Annotated in this window: 13 protein-coding genes and 1 pseudogene; 8 read left to right on the top strand and 6 right to left on the bottom strand. The window is 36.0% G+C overall.

Going from position 1 to position 19,105, the window contains the following annotated elements:
• Positions 1–191: pseudogene (locus tag FFO06_RS22030) on the top strand (addiction module component); the annotation flags it as partial.
• A gap of 96 nt (positions 192–287) precedes the next feature.
• On the opposite strand, the gene FFO06_RS15150 reads toward FFO06_RS22030, so the two are convergent.
• Positions 288–2,417 carry a peptidylprolyl isomerase gene (locus FFO06_RS15150; protein WP_137908782.1) on the bottom strand — a complete coding sequence of 710 codons (2,130 nt, stop codon included), beginning with the start codon at positions 2,415–2,417 and terminating at the stop codon, positions 288–290.
• Between the two features lie 361 nt (positions 2,418–2,778).
• Here FFO06_RS15150 and FFO06_RS15145 point away from each other — a divergent pair, with 361 nt between their 5' ends.
• The 5 genes from FFO06_RS15145 (at position 2,779) to FFO06_RS15125 (ending at position 9,767) form a co-directional block, all read left to right on the top strand.
• The gene (locus FFO06_RS15145) at positions 2,779–4,152 is read left to right on the top strand and encodes an HlyD family secretion protein (RefSeq protein WP_137908781.1); all 1,374 of its coding nucleotides are present in this window, start codon (positions 2,779–2,781) and stop codon (positions 4,150–4,152) included.
• Between the two features lie 43 nt (positions 4,153–4,195).
• Positions 4,196–6,190: an ATP-binding cassette domain-containing protein gene (locus FFO06_RS15140; RefSeq protein ID WP_137908780.1), complete on the top strand. Its 1,995-nt coding sequence runs from the start codon at positions 4,196–4,198 to the stop codon at positions 6,188–6,190.
• Positions 6,191–6,281: 91 nt separating this feature from the next.
• Complete coding sequence (locus FFO06_RS15135; protein WP_137908779.1) at positions 6,282–7,388, top strand: ABC transporter permease; 1,107 nt, start codon at positions 6,282–6,284, stop codon at positions 7,386–7,388.
• 54 nt (positions 7,389–7,442) lie between these two features.
• Positions 7,443–8,564, top strand: a complete 1,122-nt coding sequence (locus tag FFO06_RS15130; RefSeq protein ID WP_137908778.1) for a DUF2705 family protein — start codon at positions 7,443–7,445, stop codon at positions 8,562–8,564.
• 261 nt (positions 8,565–8,825) lie between these two features.
• Positions 8,826–9,767 carry a glycosyltransferase family 9 protein gene (locus tag FFO06_RS15125; protein ID WP_137908777.1) on the top strand — a complete coding sequence of 314 codons (942 nt, stop codon included), beginning with the start codon at positions 8,826–8,828 and terminating at the stop codon, positions 9,765–9,767.
• Between the two features lie 175 nt (positions 9,768–9,942).
• Here the strand turns inward: FFO06_RS15125 and FFO06_RS15120 are convergent, their stop codons facing one another.
• Complete coding sequence (locus tag FFO06_RS15120) at positions 9,943–10,431, bottom strand: CRR6 family NdhI maturation factor (protein ID WP_137908776.1); 489 nt, start codon at positions 10,429–10,431, stop codon at positions 9,943–9,945.
• A gap of 152 nt (positions 10,432–10,583) precedes the next feature.
• On the opposite strand from FFO06_RS15120, the gene FFO06_RS15115 reads away from it, so the two are divergent.
• Positions 10,584–12,281: a DUF3685 domain-containing protein gene (locus FFO06_RS15115; RefSeq protein ID WP_137908786.1), complete on the top strand. Its 1,698-nt coding sequence runs from the start codon at positions 10,584–10,586 to the stop codon at positions 12,279–12,281.
• A gap of 443 nt (positions 12,282–12,724) precedes the next feature.
• On the opposite strand, the gene FFO06_RS15110 is transcribed toward FFO06_RS15115, so the two are convergent.
• The 4 genes from FFO06_RS15110 to FFO06_RS21205 all read right to left on the bottom strand — a co-directional run bounded on the left by FFO06_RS15110 (position 12,725) and on the right by FFO06_RS21205 (position 16,038).
• A complete protein-coding gene (locus FFO06_RS15110; RefSeq protein WP_137908775.1) occupies positions 12,725–14,179 on the bottom strand; it encodes a dihydrolipoyl dehydrogenase family protein in 1,455 nt (484 codons plus the stop codon).
• 3 nt (positions 14,180–14,182) lie between these two features.
• A complete protein-coding gene (gene cobD, locus FFO06_RS15105; protein ID WP_137908774.1) occupies positions 14,183–15,271 on the bottom strand; it encodes a threonine-phosphate decarboxylase CobD in 1,089 nt (362 codons plus the stop codon).
• A 26-nt stretch (positions 15,272–15,297) separates the two neighbouring features.
• Positions 15,298–15,582, bottom strand: coding sequence for a non-specific DNA-binding protein Hbs (gene hbs / locus FFO06_RS15100; RefSeq protein WP_137908773.1), 285 nt, complete (start codon positions 15,580–15,582; stop codon positions 15,298–15,300).
• Positions 15,583–15,777: 195 nt separating this feature from the next.
• Positions 15,778–16,038 carry a hypothetical protein gene (locus tag FFO06_RS21205; RefSeq protein ID WP_162501202.1) on the bottom strand — a complete coding sequence of 87 codons (261 nt, stop codon included), beginning with the start codon at positions 16,036–16,038 and terminating at the stop codon, positions 15,778–15,780.
• Between the two features lie 1,121 nt (positions 16,039–17,159).
• Between FFO06_RS21205 and uvrC the strand changes: the two genes are divergently transcribed.
• Positions 17,160–19,040, top strand: coding sequence for an excinuclease ABC subunit UvrC (gene uvrC, locus FFO06_RS15095; RefSeq protein WP_137908772.1), 1,881 nt, complete (start codon positions 17,160–17,162; stop codon positions 19,038–19,040).
• The last annotated feature ends 65 nt before the right edge of the window (positions 19,041–19,105 follow it).

Genomic DNA, 19,105 nt, shown 5'->3' with positions numbered 1-19,105 from the left:
TGCACTCAGATACTAACGCTGCTGACAATATTCTAGCAAGAATGAGTGATGTTGAAATCACTCGATACATGAAACATTCCGATGTGAAGAAAATCTTGTTAGAAAGAAGTCAGAAGTTTCGGGATTCCTTGATGGAGACCGAAGCGATAACGGGCAAGGATAAGCCCCAGACTCTAGAACAAATAAGGTAATTTTACGAGTCAGGTCAATCAGAGAGCGAACTATCAGCAATTGACACTGTTTGACCAAGGTTTAACTACGTTAGTTGTGTATCCCATATTTATAAACTAGCTAACCAAAATGAAATCGCTACTACTGAGGGTGATCCCTGAATTACCTAAATCAGCAAACTTAAACACTTCCGTTGAACTGATCAGGTTGCCATTTCGGTTATAGAATATACTTCGAGTCCCTTGACTAAAGACAATAGGAGCATTACTAGCATCTACTGAGGCATTATTGGGGACAACGGCAAAGCCAGTGAAAGCTTGCCCCACAGCATTAGTAATGGCGGAAAATGTGGTTTTACTTAATACAATCTGATCTTGTCCAGCTTCAAACTGGGTAATATAGTCAGTACCTAAAGCACTACTAAAGACACCACTGCTTTGAAATAGATATTTATCATTACCATCTCCTCCAGTCAGGGTATCATTACCAACTCCTCCCCAAAGTGTATCATTACCAACTCCTCCCCAAAGTGTATCATTACCATTGAGTCCTGACAGGATGTTATTGCCACTATTACCTTGGAGGATGTTATTACCTGCATTACCCGTACCATTTATAGCCGTTGTTCCTGTTAAGGTGAGGTTTTCAACGTTGGTCGGTAAGGTAGTGGTGACAGAGGCTGTGAGAGTATCGCTGATAGTTGTAGTGACGCTGGTTCGAGTCCCCAAGTTGGCATTTGTGGGAGATGTAAGGGTGAGGGTAAAAGTTTCATTTACTTCATTTATAGAATCATTCAGAATGGGTATGTTAATTGATTGACTGGTAACACCGCTATTAAAAGTCAAAGTCCCTGTGGTGGTGGTATAGTCTAAACCCGCTGTAGCTGTACCGTTAACAGTGGTATAGTTGACTGTAATAACTCTGGTATCGGATCTGGAGAGAGTAACAGTGTAAGTGACGTTTTGAGGGTTGGTGTTACCTTCAACAATGGTTTGATTAGCACTGAGGTTAATCACAGGTACATCATCATTAACGATAGTTCCCGTGACGGCTGTAGTTGTGCCAATGGTGTAACCTGTTCCCGCAGCTAAGGTTAGGGCTACAGTTTCATCATTTTCAACGATTGTATCCGCTGTAGGGTCAATAGTTAAAGTAGCTGTACTTGCACCAGCCGCAAAGGTAATAGTTCCCGATGTAGCAGTAAAATTCCCTGTACCTATTCTGGTATAATCTGTATTGAAGGTAGCTGTACCAGCAACTTTATAGTTTGCTGTGAGGGCGGCACTTAAGTCACCATTGCGACTAAAGGTGTAAATAAGGTTATTTGTCCCGTCTTCAGAGACGCTAGTAGGAGATAAAGCTAGGGTAATTGTTGGTAAAACTGTGGCAGTAAACTGATAATCTATAAACTCACCAAATAGATTTGTAGCCCGAACTGTAATCTGTGAACTACCGGTTTGGTTAGGAAGATAATCCAGAAACAGTTGTTTATTACTAATACTGGGAGTGACTAAGGTAGGTTTGGAGTTGTTAACTATAGAAAATCTCAGTTCATCTTCTTGAGTAACTGTAATACTACTGAAACGAATAAAATTTGTATCACTAATTGCAGCTTGCGTCAGGGGAAGATTAGTAAACGCCCCACCAGCATTATAAGTCCTAACGGCAGCGATCGCATCTATTGTGGTTAAATCACTAGCACCAAGAGCTTGACCAAAAACTGTAAAACCACCATTTTGATTATTGAGATTGCTGGAATTATCCGCTAGGTTAAAAAACCATTGATTTGTGGCACTATTAGGATTATTACCTAATTTTGCCATAGCGATCGTTCCCCGCAAATTTGAGCGTTGTGTACTAAACTCATTCTGTACAGGCGCATTAGATGGAATCGTTGTTAATGTGGAATTATTATAAGTATACCCCCCACCTTGGACGATAAAACTGGGAATAGAACGGTGAATAAAAGAATTAGTATAACTGCCAGTATTAACATAACTTTGGAAATTTTGCACAGTCAAGGGTGCGCCAGTTCCAGTTTGGTCAAATAGTACAACATTAATGATGCCGTTGCCAATGGTTCCCGTTGATGTATTGGCTAAGTTAAAACGAGCAACTTTCCCTGTTGTCAAAGGATCATCAAAGTAATTACTTAAATTCAGGGTGGTATCTGGTGCATTAATATTGACAACTACGTTTAAGATAGGATTAGTAACAATAGGATCAGGAAGGTTGTTAGTAGTCATGGTTTTTCCTTAGTATTACACATTTATCCGTGATCTTGACAGGAACATTATACCCCTTTTCGCCAAGAAATAAAACAGAGGAAATGAAAAAATGATTAAGAACCACAAATAGTTGCAAATAATATGGAAATGGAAAATAGGCATTTGCTCAAATTATACAACAAGTCTACCATTTTAAATTAGCCTCCCCAGCCCACTGGAAGTCAATTTTCAGGCTAATAATCCAAAGTTAACTAAAGTGGGGTAAAAACTTTGTCCAGTCGGATAAAAGTAATTTTTTGCATACTTCTTGCTATATCATACTAGACGGTCTAGTCTAGATTTTAGATATGAAAACAGATTAATCATTTAGGCTGCTACTATGTCTCAAATTGCGCCAACACCTCCAGAGGATTTTACTAATATTTCTATACCACCATCTCAACAGCAAAAGGGTAAAAAACTAATTCCTTTGTTTTTAGGGTTACTGGTGGTCGGGAGTGGTATTGGTTATGTACTGTGGCGAAATAATCCAAAATTGTCAGCAAATATACTTAAACTAACTGGCAGAATTGAAGGTTATGAAACTGAAATTGGGATTAAGCGTTCTGGTAGAATTGAGTCAATTAAAGTGCGAGAAGGGGCTTATGTCAAAAAAGGACAAGTATTAATTAAGTTAGATGATAGTAACGACCAATTGTTACGAGAACAATTACGAGGGACGGAAGCACGGATAATATCTGCACAATCTGATGAACAACAGGTAATGGCAGATTTGAATAGAGTCCGCAGTGAGTTTGAGCAAATTGATAGTCAAATTAGCGAAGCAAAGCTAAATTTACAGCAATCTCAAGGGGATACGATTGGACGAATTGAACAGGCAAAAGCTAATGTATCAGCGGCTAAAGCTCAATTAATACAAGTACAAGCTCAGGCAAAACAAGCAGCAGCAGAAGTAAAATTAGCGAGAATGAACAGCGATCGCTATAAACAGCTTATCAAAGAAGGTGCTATTAATCGCCAACAATTTGATCAATCACAAACTACATTAGATACAGCCATGGCTACTCTAGAAGCCAGACAAGCGGCCGTAAATGCAGCAAAAGAACAATTAAGTGCAGTTCAAGGGGCATTAATCCAAACAAAAACTACAGGCTTAAATCCTGATATTCGCAACGCCCAGTTAACAGCATTAAACAGAAAAAAAGACCAGATTTTTGCTCAAATACAATCTGCTCAGGCTAAAGTTAGATCCGCTCATGGTAAAGTCAAAGATGCCTTAGCATCAAAACAGCAAATCCTCACTCAAATAGAAGATTCTCAAAGAGATTTGAATGTGATTAGTCCTTTAGATGGAGTTATAACTGCTCGCAGTGTTGAACCGGGTGCAATAGTTAGTAATCAGACTAAAATTTTAACAATAGTTGATCCCCAAAATATATATCTACGGGGTTTTATTCCTGAAGGTGATATTGGTAAAGTACGATTAGGACAAACTACTAAAATCTTCCTTGATTCTGCACCAGAAAAACCCCTCAATGGTAAAGTTATTGCTATTGACCCTCAAGCCTCTTTTACTCCAGAAAATATTTACTTTCAAAAAGATCGCGTGCGACAAGTAATAGGAGTTCGCATTCAAGTCGAAAATCCTCAAGGCTGTTTTAATCCTGACAATCCTTACAAAGAATCAGATTTACCCTGTGCTAAAATTGGTATGCCAGCAGATGCGGAAATTAAGTTACAGGAAAAGAAATGAAAGTTTAAAATATTTTCTGCATAAGTCATGGGGGGAGTTAAGAATGACTAATTATCAATTACCAATCACTAAGCAAACAGAAGCTATTAAAGTTAGTAATTTACATAAACATTATGGTAAATTAGCCGCAATTAAAGGAATTAATTTCACTGTTAACAAGGGGGAAATGTTTGGTTTAATTGGTCCTGACGGTGCGGGTAAAACTACGACCTTCCACATTTTAGGTGGTGTAATGGAAGGGACTGCGGGGGAAGTTTTAGTATTTGGTCAACCCGCACGAAATTCGCGGTTAATGACGGGATATTTAACACAACAATTTTCTCTATATTTGGATTTAAGTATTGATGAAAATTTGCGTTATGCGGGGGGGTTGCGACAAGTTGATGATGATTTATTATGGGAACGCAGCCATAAATATTTAACATTAATGAGTTTAGAAAAATTTGGCAATCGTTTGGCTGGTGAATTATCAGGAGGTATGAAACAAAAGCTGGCCTTATGTTGTGCTTTAGTGTCTCAACCGCAGGTTTTATTATTAGATGAACCGACTACGGGAGTTGACCCAGTTTCTCGACGAGAATTTTGGGATGTATTAGCAGAATTATCTGCCCAGGGGATGACAATTGTGGTGGCTACGCCCTATCTAGATGAGGCTGAACGCTGTCATCTTGTGGCTTTAATGTATAATGGTCAAATTCATGAAATTGGCACTCCAGCGGCTTTAAGAACCAATTTAGGTTTACATCGTTTGCAGGTAAAAACTACAAATTTGGAAGTCAGCGAGAAAATTCTTTTCCAGAATTTAGACACAAATATATCATATACAAATATAGTTGATATTCAAACTTTCGGCGATCGCTTAGATGTTTTAGTTGAAGATGTGACTATAGGTGAAAATCAAGTCAATGAACTACTAAAAGCATATAATCCCCATATTGAACCTAATGAACCTACTTTAGAAAATGTCTTTGTTACTCGTCTGCGACAACAGGGTTCTGCACCAAAATTTTTAGAATTTCCCCGTTATCGTGGTGGAAATAAAAGTAAAGAAATAAATGAGAATATCAATAGAGAAAAAACTTCTTCCCAATTACCATTTTCACAAATTGCTATTTATGCAAATAATCTTAACCGTGTATTTGGTAAATTTCCAGCAGTTAAAAGTGTGAATATTGAAGTACGTTATGGGGAAATATTCGGACTTTTAGGAGCAAATGGCGCAGGAAAAACCACCACAATTAAAATGTTATGTGGATTATTAGAACCTAGTGGTGGAGAAATTTCTTTAGGTGGAGAAACCGGAAATTTGCGAAGTCCAGAATTAAGAAAACGTATTGGTTATATGAGTCAAAAATTCACCCTTTATGACGATTTAACAATTCTGCAAAATCTAGAATTTTATAGTGGTGTTTATAGCGTTCCCCGCAAACATAGAAGAGAAAAAATTGATTGGGTAATATCTACCTGCGGGTTAGAAGGAAGGGAAAATATGTTAACGGGACAATTACCAGGAGGTTGGAAACAAAGAGTTGCTTTTGGTGCTTCAGTCATGCACGAACCTGATATTTTATTTTTAGATGAACCAACATCAGGAGTAGACCCTTTAGCGCGTCGTCAATTTTGGAAACTAATCAATGATTTTGCGCGAAATGGGACAGCAATTTTAGTTACAACCCATTATTTAGAAGAAGCAGAACAATGTAACCGCATGAGTTTTATGGTAGCTGGAGAAATCGCTGCGGAAGGTTCACCCAGTTTTATCAAAGCTTCCCAACCAGGACAACTGATAGAAATAATTGTTAATCAAAATCAGGCTGCTTCCCAACTATTAAAACAGAAATTTGCTGCTTGGAGAGTTTCAATCTTTGCTAATAGTTTACATATTGTTCTCGACAACCCAGAAATAGAAATTCCCCAAGTAATACAGCTTTTAAAATCCGCAAACCTGATAATTGAATCTCTTCGTCCTATTCCTTTCTCCCTAGAAGATGCCTTTATTGGTATAGTACAAATAGTACAAAAAGTAGAAAATAGCTGACAAGTAAACTAACACAATTTCCCAACACAACTTCTAAAATTTTGGATTTTACTTCGTTTTACCAAACCTACAATTTTTAATCTCCAAAATTATGAAAAGAATTATTTCCCAATGTATTAAAGAATTATCTCAATTTAAACGTGATAAATTGACATTAGCATTAGCATTTTTATTACCATTCATGACATTGTTAATCTTCGGTTTTGCTACCAGATTAGAAAGTCAAAATATTCCCTTAGTTGTCCAGGATTTTGACCATACAAACCTAAGCAATAGCTATATTGAAAAATTATATGCTACCAATCAATTTATTCCCAAAGAATGGTCAGGAGGAGACCCAGCGCGAGATGCTATTGATAGAGGTATTGCTAAAGTAGCGGTAATTATTCCTTCCCAATTTAGTCGAGATATTAAAGCTAATAAACCTACCACAGTGCAAGTTTTAATTGATGCCACAGATGTTAATAATGCCCGTGTAATTAGAGGAAGTATTCAAAGAGTTACTAATTTCTTTATGCAGGAAGAAAAACTTTTACCAGCTACTAAAATAATTACCGCTAGAATCCGTTTATGGTTTAATCCTGGTAGATTAGAATCATTATATATTGTTCCCGGAGTATATGGTGTAATCCTGTGGATTTTTCCATCTTTACTAACAGCAATTGCCATGGTAAGAGAGAAAGAAAAAGCGACAATTTTACAAGTTTATGCTTCTAGTATTAATGCCACAGAATTGTTATTAGGTAAAGGTATGGCTTATCTATTAATTGCCATAACTGAAGCATTAGTTGTGATAGGATTAGGGGGAATTATTTTTAAATTAAGCGTGGTTAATAACCCAATCACTTTATTATTAGGAACTCTGATATTTCTGATAGATAGTGTGATGTTTGGTTTACTAGTTGGGGTACGTAGTAATAACCAAAATTCCGCTGTTCAAATTATTTCTTTAGTCGGGTTTATTACCTCTTTATTATTGTCTGGTTTTATCTATCCTCTCAACAATATTCCTTTTCCCCTGTCACTTGTCACTAATGTAGTTCCTGCTCGTTATTATATTAATATTACTCGTGATGCTTTTCTGCGTGGTACAGGTTGGCCAGGGGTTTGGTTTGATTTTCTCATGTTAACAGTTTTAGGTTTGATATTTTTTAATGTCTCCCGTCGAATTTTAAGTAAGATGCAAATTAGTAATTAGTCAGTTGTCAGTTGTTCGACTATTACCTATTACCTATTACCTATTACCTGTTTTATGAAATTTATTCTTCCATTCTTTGATCATCCATTTTGGGCATTAGTGCGGAAAGAAATTAATCAAATTTTACGCAATAAACAATTAATTATTTTGTTAATAGTCCCGCCAACAGTCCAATTATTACTTTATGGATTTGCACTTAATCCTGATGTCCAAAATTTGAAATTAGGTGTGATTGATTATGCTCATGTTGCTGATAGTCGAGAACTAATTTCTGCCATGACTTCCAATCGAATTTTTACTTTAGAATCTGTACCCAATAGCGAAAAAGATTTAAGTCAACAAGTAGAAAAAGGAAAGTTAAATGTAGGGGTGATAATTCCTCCTGAGTTTCCGCGTAAATTAGCACAGAAATCGGCAGAAATTCAAGTTTTTATTGATGCGGTAAATGCCAATACAGCGGGTATTGCTGCTAATTACATGAATCAAATTGTCCAACAATACAATCTGAGTTTGGAACCAGGTAAACGCAGTCCTCCCGTATCATCTCAAGTCGTATTTCTTTACAATCCTGGACTTATAAGTAGTTGGTTTTTTGTACCGGGAGTCATGGGTTTAGTGTTAACATTAATCGGTACATTAGTTTCCGCAGTCACTGTTGTACGCGAGAAAGATACGGGAACTTTGGAACAATTGTTAATGACTCCAGCGGCCAATTGGCAAATATTGTTATCAAAAATTGTCCCTTTGGTTTTTTTACTCATGGGAGATGTGATGTTAGCTTTAACCTTGGGAACTGTGGTATTTAATTTACCATTTCAGGGCAGTTTTTTATTATTTATTTCCTTATCAAGTATGTATGTATTTGTGGGAATTAGTTTAGGAATTATGTTAGCGACTATTTGCCGTTCTCAACAGCAAGTATTACTCACATCTTTCTTTATTAATTTACCAATTGTGCAGACATCTGGGGCAATTGCTCCTATTGAAGCTATGCCTACTTTTTTCCAGGTTCTATCTTTACTAAATCCTCTTCGTCATTATATTACTATTGTGCGGGGTATTTTACTCAAAGGGGTTGGTTTAGATGTGCTATGGATTCATGTTTTAGCATTACTTGGTTTTGCTGTGGTGTTGTTGAGTATTAGTGTGAGTAAGTTTCGGAATCAGTTGAGTTAATGAAGCAGTGTAACATTTAAATCCCTATGCTGAGTTACAAACTATTGGTTCGGGTTGGTTTGGGAGGCAATTCACTGGCAATTTGTAGGATATACTCCGTATTTGCTTAAAATTGTGACTTTTTATGAAAACAAAAGGTAATTTATGAGCTATGATCACCATCAATATTCAGAACTTTAGGTCGGTGAGTATGTCAAGTTAATTCTCAATACCTAACCTATATTCTCCTAAAATATAAAATGATAAGCGTTAATAAATATTATGCGTGTAGTAGCTCTTGTACCTGGTTCAATTGATAACCAAATTCTTTTCTTTGCCACTCTTGATGATCTGAAGCGTTATTATCCTCACTCACAGATAGATGTCGTTGTAGAACCTAAGTCAAAGGCTGCTTACCGGGTAAGCAAGTCTGTTCACGATGTATTAACTTTTGATTATAAAGATCGTAATAGTCTAGCTGATTGGGGTAACTTCGTTGGTATGATACGCGATCGAGAGTATGATGTTGCTATTATTGTAGGACAAAGTTGGTTTGTAAGTTTCTTGATGTGGTTAACAGGAATTACCATGCGTATTGGCTACCAAGGCCAAGGTGCGGTTTTTCTGACTCACCGAATTGCGCCAAATCTATCCCAATATGTGGCCAGGATGTACCATGACTTATTGAAACCTTTAAAGATTGATACTGATTGTCCAACATTATCTGTAAATGTACCTAAAATAGATATTGAATGGGCGCAAGGTGAACAAAAACGATTAGGAGTAACTGAAACAGGTTTTATCCTCATTAATGGTGGTGGAACTAGTTTAGATACAACTTATCCGGGAGAAAATTGGCGACAAATTATTGAAGCTTGTCAACAAAAACAACCGGATTTACCCATTGTGGTTATTAAAGAAGCCAATAATGAGCCTTTAGTCAAATCACTTCTAGAAAGTTGTCACAATATTAAAGTTACTTCCCCCGAAGATATTGGCAAGTTAACTGCTATAATTGCCGGCGCTAGTTTAATGTTATCTGTGGAAAACAGCTTACTCCAACTAAGCGTAGCAGTAGAAACATATACAATTGCTTTACTTGATTCTACTGAATCATTGAAATTATTACCGATAAGTGAAAAAGTCTTGACTATTACCTCACATACTGGTATAATAGCGGATATTTCACCCCAAATAGTATTAGAAAAAATTTGGGGAGGTTGAATATATTAATTTTGGATTTTGGGTTTTAGATTCAAAATCCAAAATCGCCAATTTTATCAAAGAGATGTCTAATAAGTGTTATCAGTGCTGCATAATGGAAGTAGGAATTATATTCCCCACTAAGTCGCAAAGGAGCAAAGTTTGAGATTTTGATTTTGTCTTTTTGATTTTGCCTTTAGGAATTACCTTTTTCAATCATCTCAAAGAAAGCATCATCTAATTCATAACCCAGAACTTGTGCTAAAGATTTCAGTCGAGATGGACTAACAATATCTTGTTTGTGCAACCAATCACTTAAAATAAAGATCTTGTGCATCAGGAATATTTCTAAAGCTTCTGGGTTATATTGGATACCTTCTTTGGAGCTAAACTGATGAGGTACTAACATGGCCGCATAACGAGCTAATTCTCCAGCTTTCCAGTCTAGTAAAAATGGCAACCACGGATATTTAGCATCGAGACGGACAAACCACAGTCTGACCTCTGGAATTTCCGATAGTTCTCTTGGATCATTTGCAACTCGTTCATAATTAATTTCTAAACGCAGTTGCTGTTCATGGGAGGAAATGTTTCCTGCTTGGAGTAATGGTTCAATCACCATTAAAGCAGGTGACAGATCCAAATTATAAATGGAGTCGTTGTTGAGGATGATTGTGATGGTCATAACTGTTTATTTTCTGGCTCAACAGTGGTGAAAATCCAGATTAGCAGCTTTTTACCCCTTTGAGATGGACATTTACAGGAATTTTCCCCGCAAATTCTCAGGAGAACAATAATCACGCCAAAGATCTTGCCAACTTTGATATTATATGGCCAATGAGCGATCGCCTTTTACAATTGTTATTAATTGATCCAGATCCAATTTTCCGTTTAGGACTAAAGGTGACATTGGAAACTATTCCCAATTTACAAGTCATAGCAGATGTTCCCTCAGATACTTCTGCTTTAAAAGTTATAGCGGAAATATTGGCCGTTAATTCTCAGCAAATTCACTTGATAATCTTAGCATTAAATAATGAGCATTTAGGGTGGCAATTCTGTAGACAACTAAAAACTTTATATCCTTATATACCTATATTACTTCTAACTAGCACATCTCAACCGGAACTAATTATATCTGCCAAAGCGATAGGAATAAATGGCTATTGTCCTAAAGGGGTCTCAATTTCTCAATTAGTCCCCATTCTTGAGCAGGTAGCCAATGGGGGTTATTATTGGTTTGAAGATAGAAAAATGTCTAATTTTACCTCATCTTCCCTACCAGGTAAGTTGCGAAATCACTTACAAAGTTCGGGAATTAACTATATTGATGATACTTTATATCAAGTTACAGAACAATTAAAATTACCGGGAATAACCCTATTAAATAAAGCAATTTTAGCAGGACAAAGACGGGAACTTTTAGCGGCTCGTTGGCTTATTAGTAATTTATTAAAATTACCACACAAAAGGCAGAATTTACCACCAGAAAACCCTATTAATCAAGTAATTATCAAATCCGAGACACAACCTTTAATAAATATACCACCTGTAGTGAGTTCTCAACAATTGCAATCTGAATTATTAACATTATGTTTAAATAAACTAAAATTTCCTTTAGAAAATATCACGGACACACCTTTAGAAATTGATATTCTCCAAGAAGATAAAAAGCGAGAACTACTTTATATTATCCTCCAGAAATTTTTTCAGCAGTTGGATGAAATTCGGACTTTTAATTTTAATAAAAATCAAATATTTAATTTAAAAGAGCAGATTTTACTAGATTTATGGCAATTTAGTATCACAGAATTTTTTGGTAATTACTACCGTATTAGTTTGGATAAACAAGAGATAAACCTAGTTAAATTCTTATTAGATAAAACCACAGATTTACAAAAAGAAATAATTAATAAAGTCCCTTTTTTCTTGGATTTTTTATCTTATCTGCTACTATTCACAGATTTATATATTGATAATACTTGTTGTCCCTTTGGTAGTAAAGAAGCTCAATCTCAAGCATTATTAATTTTAGAAAATTTATTGATTCATATAGCTAATAATGTAATTCAACCATTATTAAATTATTTAGCAGACGTTGAAACAATCAAACAAAACTTTTATCACAGACAAATGATTTCTACTAGAGAAATTGAAAGATTTAGAAATAACTTATCTTGGAAATATAGATTAAATCAATATATAACTGAAGCTCAAAAAATTTTTGAAAGTCGTTATGAGTTATTTGTTTTTGCACCTCGTGGTATTGCTAAAATATCAATTTATGCTCCTCGTAACCAAGAATTAGCGGAACTTTCTGGTATTCCTCTAGGAGTGACATTAATGCTAGAATTTCGAGATGCTATTGCTCCACGTTTACAATCATTATTAGGGTTTTTAGGAACTGGAATTGTTTTCGTGCTGACCCAAGTTATTGGCCGGAGTTTAGGTTTGGTTGGGAGGGGTATTTTACAAGGAATTGGTAGCGTTTCCTTGACGGAAAAAGCACAACGGAAAAATAAAAATAGAGAATAAGCTGAAAAATACAGCAGTTCCCGATCTTATGAAGTACAAATATTAATAATAAAACTCTTGTGGTGCGGGCAAGATGCCCGCACAAGGTGTACCTCATAACACTCTTGTAGTGCTGTAATAATAAAACTCTTGTGGTGCGGGCAAGATGCCCGCACAAGGTGTACCTCATAACACTCTTGTAGTGCTGTAATAATAAAACTCTTGTGGTGCGGGCATCTTGCCCGCACAAGGTGTACCTCACTCAAAGCTACTTGCTGTAAGCTGTACTGCATTGAATTTGTATAATTAAAGCTAATTTTTATACTTATAATTATATTAATAATAATAATAGCGGGCAGGACTTGTACTGAGCTTGTCGTTCCCGTAGCGTGGCGTTAGCCATAGTATGCCCGCACCACAAGATTTATACATATTACGATTGTACAATTTAGTTTTGTAACAGCTTATAAATTCCAATCACGACGAAAATTAAAGAAACTTGCTAATAATTCTTGAAAAGCATGGTTTTTATTAATTCTGTGTCTATGCCATTCTCGTGCTGTTTCGATGAGAATTTCTGATAAACTGGGATAAATGGGTGATAATTTTGCTAAATGCTGAATTTTAATATTTTGGGTTATTGCTAAACTAATTATATTAATTAATTCTGCTGCTGCTATTCCTAAAATAGAACATCCCAATATTTTACCATTTTTAAAAACTATTAATTTACAAATTCCTGTAATTTGTCCTTGAACTTGTGCGCTTGTAGCTGTTTTAAAATATTGTTTGAAAACTAAAACTTGATTTTGAGAATATTGACTTTTTGCTTGAATTTCCGTTAAACCAATTTGTGCTACCCTGGGATAAGTATAGATTCCCCAAGGAACACAGTGATAATTAACTTTTACTCTCGGAAAAAATAAAGCATTTTTTATGGCAATATTAGCCTCATAACTACTAAGATTCTGAATATTATAACCACCAATTACATCACCACAAGCATAAATACGATGATTTGTCGTTTGCAATTTTTCATTGACAACTAAGCGGTGTTGATGATATTTTATTCCCACTGCGGACAGGTTGAGATATTCTAAGTTTGGTTGTTGTCCGGTAGCAATGAAAATTTCATCAGTTTCCATAGCTTGATTTCCTGCTTGTACCCATTTTTGATTATCTATATGTCGAACTTGGGTTACTTTTGTTTGTGTTAAAACACGCACACCATTAACTTCTAATTGTGCTATTAGTAATTGATTTATTTCTGGGTCAAGAAGGGGAACAATACTCGATTTTTTAACTATTAAGGTAATATTACAACCAAACTGGGCTAAAACTTGGGCAATTTCTATACTTTGGGGAATACCACCAAGAATTACCCAATTTTTAGGTAATGTTGTTTTTTCTAAATAATCCCAAATATTAGTTAAAGTCAGATATTCAATAGTATCTAATCCAGGAATATTAGGAATTAAAGGACGTGAACCATTAGCGAGTAAGTAAGTCCGACTATACAACCGTCTTTCATTAACTATCAAACTCAAGGGAGAAGATTGAAATTGACCATTACCAACAATAATATCAACTCCTTGAGCTGCTAAATTAGCAAGGGAATTGATTTGAGTAAGATTTTTTGAAACAGAAATAGCATAAAACAAAGCCTTTTTCCAGTTAAGAGATATTGTGTTTAGGTTAATATTTGTTTCGTCAATTCCTAGATTTTCTAAATTACGATATTGTTGAGTAATTTTACTAATTTCATTCAGTACATATTGATGATTAAAATAGTAGTTATGAGAAAAATTATCGCTGACAATTAAAGCCACTTTTGCATTTAACCCAGTAGCATTTAAAGCGGCTTGGTATGCAGCAATAGTGTCACCAAGAATAACTATATCATAATCAATATTGGTCATTAGTTAATTGTCCAATCTTTTCAGGGCTGTTAATAAGCGTTGGTGATCAGATTCAGAACGGACAGCGACGCGGAAAAAACGATCACCCAACTCTTGAAAACTTAAACAATCACGAATTAAAATCTGGTGTTGCTGAAGTAATTTTTTTTGTAACTGGGAAGTAGACTGCTGACATTCTACCAATAGGTAGTTAGCAGCCCCTTCTAGGGGGGTGAAACCAGGAATTGAGGCTAACCCTTGGAATAGTTGATTTCTCGCATCTGGTAGCCATTTCCAGGTGCGATTTTGAAATTCTCTATCTTCAAGAGCCGCGATCGCTGCTTTGGCTGCTAAAATATTTACAGGCCAGGGATCTCGCCATGATTGCCATTTTGCTAAACGCTGGGGGTGAGCGATAGCATAACCTAATCTTAAACCTGCTAGACTGTAGAATTTAGTAAGCGATCGTAAAATCACCAAATTATCATATTCTTGCACCAATTCAATCAGACTTTGTTCCTCATCAGGGGGTAAAAAGTCCATAAAAGCCTCATCCACCACCACCAAAGCAAACCGTTTTAAATACGGTAGGATAGAGTCCCGTGAAAATAACTTTCCCGTCGGGTTATGAGGATTATTCAGGAGTAACCCATATTCCGAGGTTATAAATCTGAAATCTGGAAACAGAGAAAAATTCTCCTGCTTAGGTATAGCCTTTGTCCCCGTTCCCAAATCCAGAGGAAACTCCAGCACTTTAGCATTATAAGCCGCCAGAGTGCGGTAATAATCCCCAAAAGCCGGAGTCAGTATAACAGTTGCTGCTAATTGCGCTAATTCTCTACCAACCAGAGTTAATAATTCTGCTGAACCATTACCTGGCAAAATCCAATCAGCAGCTATTTGATGAAAGTGACCCAGAGCCAGTCTGAGTTCACTATATTCCGGGTCAGGATAATGCCTGAGATTACCCAGTTGGGACATAATGGCTGCAAGGACGCTGCTGGGCGGTCCCAACGGGCTGATGCTGGCAGAAAAATCCACAATAGCATCAGGGGAACAGTCAGCTAACGCCGCCGCCCAGGCTAAATTTCCCCCGTGTGCTGGTTGTGGCATCAAAAATACTCTCCCTACAACAAAACTTACTCTTTTGGGGGTGCTACCCTTTCTCTAAACTGTTTTCCAGCGGAGAAAGCGGGAACTCTGGTAGCGGGAATTTCCATTTTTTCGTTCGTTTTGGGGTTACGTCCCTCACGGGCTTTGCGTTCCCGTGATTCAAAAGAACCAAATCCCACTAATGTAACCTTATCACCAGAAGAAACCGCTTCCACAATGGTTTCTATGGCAGCAGTTAAAACAGCATCAGCCTGTTTCTTGGTAACGTTAGCTTTTTCCGCCACTGCGTCAATTAATTCGCCTTTGTTCATATCAGACTCCTAAAGTTTTACCAGATATTCTTTCAAGATGCACCCTTTCGCATCTTTACGTAAATCTCTGCTTGTACAAATACAAAAATCGTTCCTGGAGAGTATTTACACTCAAAACCGCCGTAAATCCCATTGACTCGACTTTTCAATGAATCATTCTAAGGTGTTGTCGCCCGAAGTGGATAGGTGAAACTATTAATTTATATAGATTTCAGGATTTTTTGTGTTTTTAACCTCTTTTTTGTAGTTAAAACACCCTATTTTCATGAATAAATACTTAGTGGTGCTATTCCTTAGTCCTTGGTGCTTGGGAAACACCTTCTCCCTCTCCTCCTCTTCGTCCCCTACTCCCTTCGTTTTTCTCAACTCTTCCCAGGTTAACTTTTTCTCCTCTATAGGAATAATTCTCAGGAAATCAGCCCAAACACTTATGTTTACATATTGATATTTGATCAAACTCTTGTGGGGTGGGCATCTTGCCCGCCCTATAACTATTTTATTACCCTCAGCTGGTCATCATGTAAGATTTTTTGGGTTTGAAACGGAATTTTCAACTTTTACCCTACCTCCTCTTCCTGGGGATTCTGGTTAAACCTTCAAAAAATTGATATTGATATAGCTTCATGTAGTTGCAACGAAAAAAAAGGTTTGGCGCTTTCAACCAAACCTCCATAATTGCTGTGCTTAACAACGTACTTAATTAATTTAGTCCTACTCTGCTGATAGATCATCTTCCTATGGGGTGTGTCCAAATTGTCCTAAAAATGATAGAGCATTGTCACCACAGATATTGATACTACAGGGGTAAAGTATATAAAATCTTACTAAATAAATTAGACATAAAAAAGGCTTGGGTGTTAGCCAAGCCTCTATATATACCAGGTGTTTACCATATATAACTACTTTAAACCGGATGTTATTCCTATTCATCATTCTGTAAGATGTTTACAAAACCGACAAAATATGATAATTAACGAAACTATAGTGTTTTTAGCCGTTTCCCTGTTACTTGATCAGAAATAAAAAAAGACCCTGAAATTATTTTCAGAGTCCATACACGTTTTTCAGGCATTAATCAAAGTTAACACTACTCAATTTTCATAAATATTTCTACTACCTAAAGTAGAATTAAAGAAGATATTTGTGCTTTTGGTGCGTAAGAAGTTACAATAATAAAAAAGGCTTAGTGGTTTACCAAGCCTATATATACCAATTGTTTACTATAACTACTGAATATACATTAATTGATGCTGATATTAATCTATCTAAAGTCTAAAGTATGTATATCAATATTCACAAAATCTGTTATGGGGTGCAAAAGAAAGAACTAAGTAATATAGAATGGTATATTTTGGGGATTTTTTCTCAAATAAGGAAAAAGGTCTAGCATGAAGCTAAACCTCATAAAAAGCAGTTATTCGACACACCAGGATTAATGTAAATCTACTTCTCTTTTTTTGCATCCCTCTATGGAGTGTGTTTACTTGTCTAGAAGTATGCTATGAACTGAGCCATTTTAAAAAAATCTTAATATTTGTCGTGTAAAATTACATAAATTAATTAAATTTATGACAATTATGACCATAAATTCGCAAACACTACCACTAGTTAAAAATCCCGAAAAACTAGAAAATCGTCTAGGGGAAATTCCTCCAGAACCGGGGGTTTATTTAATGAAAGATAGCAGCGATCGCTTAATATATATAGGTAAATCTCGTAAATTGCGTTCTCGTGTCCGTTCCTATTTCCGCGACTCCAGCAATAAAACGGAACGTATCAACACGATGGTCAAATTAGTGACAGAAATTGAATTTATCGTCACTGATAGTGAAGCCGAAGCATTAGCACTAGAAGCCAATTTAATTAAACAACATCAACCATATTTTAATGTTTTACTCAAAGATGATAAAAAATATCCCTATCTTTGTATTACTTGGTCAGAGGAATATCCGCGTATTTTTATAACTCGTAAACGTCAATTAGCAAAACATAAAAAAGATAAATACTACGGACCTTATACAGATTCCGGTTTATTACGGGAAATTGTGCATTTATGTAAACGCATTTTCCCCCTGCGACAAAGACCACAACCCTTATTTAAAGATCGTCCTTGTTTAAATTATAATATAGGTCGTTGTCCTGGAGTTTGTCAAAAATTAGTTTCTCCAGAAGAATATAGGAAAATTGTCCAGAAAGTGGCGATGGTTTTTCAAGGAAGAACTCAGGAATTAATTAATATCTTAACAGAACAAATGCAAAGGGCTGCGGAGGAATTGGATTTTGAAAATGCGGCCAAAATCCGTGATCAAATAGTTGCTTTAAAATCCCTCAATGCAGACCAAAAAGTATCCTTACCTAATGATACAATCTCACGAGATGCGATCGCCTTAGCCACAGATAATCAACACGCCCATATTCAACTATTTCAAATTCGCGCTGGTCAATTAGTTGGCCGGTTGGCCTTTGTTACTGACTCCCACCCTGAACCTGGAGAAATTTTACAACGAGTTTTAGAAGAACATTACCAAACAGCAGAAAATATAGAAATTCCTAGCGAAATTCTAGTACAACATGATTTACCAGATAGTGAAGTTCTGTCCGATATTTTGACAGAACGTAAAGGCAAAAAAGTGACAATTTTAGCCCCTTTGCGACAAACTAAAGCCGAATTAATTGAAATGGTGGAAAAAAATGCCCAATATGAATTACAAAGAATGCAGAAATTGGGAGATAGCAATCTACAAGCAACTCAAGATTTAGCTACTATTCTCAATTTACCAGATTTACCAAAACGTATTGAAGGTTATGATATTTCCCATATTCAAGGTACTAATACCGTCGCTTCTCAAGTAGTATTTATTGATGGTTTACCAGCCAAACAACATTACCGACATTACAAAATTAAAAACCCTAATATTACAATTGGACATTCAGATGATTTCGCTAGTTTAGCCGAAGTTATTCATAGAAGGTTTCGTAATTATATCGCAAATCCCCAATTAACAAGATTAGGTAATTCTGACTGGCCTGATTTAATTATGATTGATGGTGGTAAAGGTCAATTATCTGCTGTTGTGGGTATTTTAACAGAAATGAATTTATTAAGAGATTTGCAGGTTATTAGTTTGGCTAAAAAGCGAGAAGAAATCTTTTTACCAAATTCATCTCAACCTTTAAAAACTAACCCAGAACAACCAGGAGTACAATTATTAAGAAGATTACGAGACGAAGCCCATAGATTTGCTGTGAGTTTTCATCGTCAACAAAGAAGTGATCAATTAAAACGATCTCGTTTAGATGAAATTCCCGGTTTAGGACAACATAGACAAAAGTTACTATTAGCTCATTTTCGCTCCATTGATTATATTCGTCAAGCGACATTTACACAATTAACGGAAGTTCCCGGAATTGGTTCCCGGTTAGCGCAAGATATTTATGATTATTTCCATCCTGTTTAAATATCTTTTTTAAGAAATACAAACCAGAGAGACAAGGAAAATTTACAAGTGAATTGTCTTGGGTT

The organism is Dolichospermum planctonicum (genome assembly GCF_005402965.1).
Taxonomy (GTDB): Bacteria; Cyanobacteriota; Cyanobacteriia; order Cyanobacteriales; family Nostocaceae; genus Dolichospermum; species Dolichospermum planctonicum.
This window is presented reverse-complemented; position numbering and strand designations above follow the sequence as displayed.

Coding starts and splice junctions, on each gene's coding strand:
- FFO06_RS15145 (WP_137908781.1), top strand. CDS start 2,779: ATGTCTCAAATTGCGCCAACACCTCCAGAGGATTTTACTAATATTTCT.
- FFO06_RS15140 (WP_137908780.1), top strand. CDS start 4,196: ATGACTAATTATCAATTACCAATCACTAAGCAAACAGAAGCTATTAAA.
- FFO06_RS15125 (WP_137908777.1), top strand. CDS start 8,826: ATGCGTGTAGTAGCTCTTGTACCTGGTTCAATTGATAACCAAATTCTT.
- FFO06_RS15150 (WP_137908782.1), bottom strand. CDS start 2,417: ATGACTACTAACAACCTTCCTGATCCTATTGTTACTAATCCTATCTTA.
- FFO06_RS15110 (WP_137908775.1), bottom strand. CDS start 14,179: ATGACCAATATTGATTATGATATAGTTATTCTTGGTGACACTATTGCT.
- cobD (WP_137908774.1), bottom strand. CDS start 15,271: ATGCCACAACCAGCACACGGGGGAAATTTAGCCTGGGCGGCGGCGTTA.
- FFO06_RS15130 (WP_137908778.1), top strand. CDS start 7,443: ATGAAATTTATTCTTCCATTCTTTGATCATCCATTTTGGGCATTAGTG.
- uvrC (WP_137908772.1), top strand. CDS start 17,160: ATGACCATAAATTCGCAAACACTACCACTAGTTAAAAATCCCGAAAAA.
- FFO06_RS15115 (WP_137908786.1), top strand. CDS start 10,584: ATGAGCGATCGCCTTTTACAATTGTTATTAATTGATCCAGATCCAATT.
- FFO06_RS15135 (WP_137908779.1), top strand. CDS start 6,282: ATGAAAAGAATTATTTCCCAATGTATTAAAGAATTATCTCAATTTAAA.
- hbs (WP_137908773.1), bottom strand. CDS start 15,582: ATGAACAAAGGCGAATTAATTGACGCAGTGGCGGAAAAAGCTAACGTT.
- FFO06_RS15120 (WP_137908776.1), bottom strand. CDS start 10,431: ATGACCATCACAATCATCCTCAACAACGACTCCATTTATAATTTGGAT.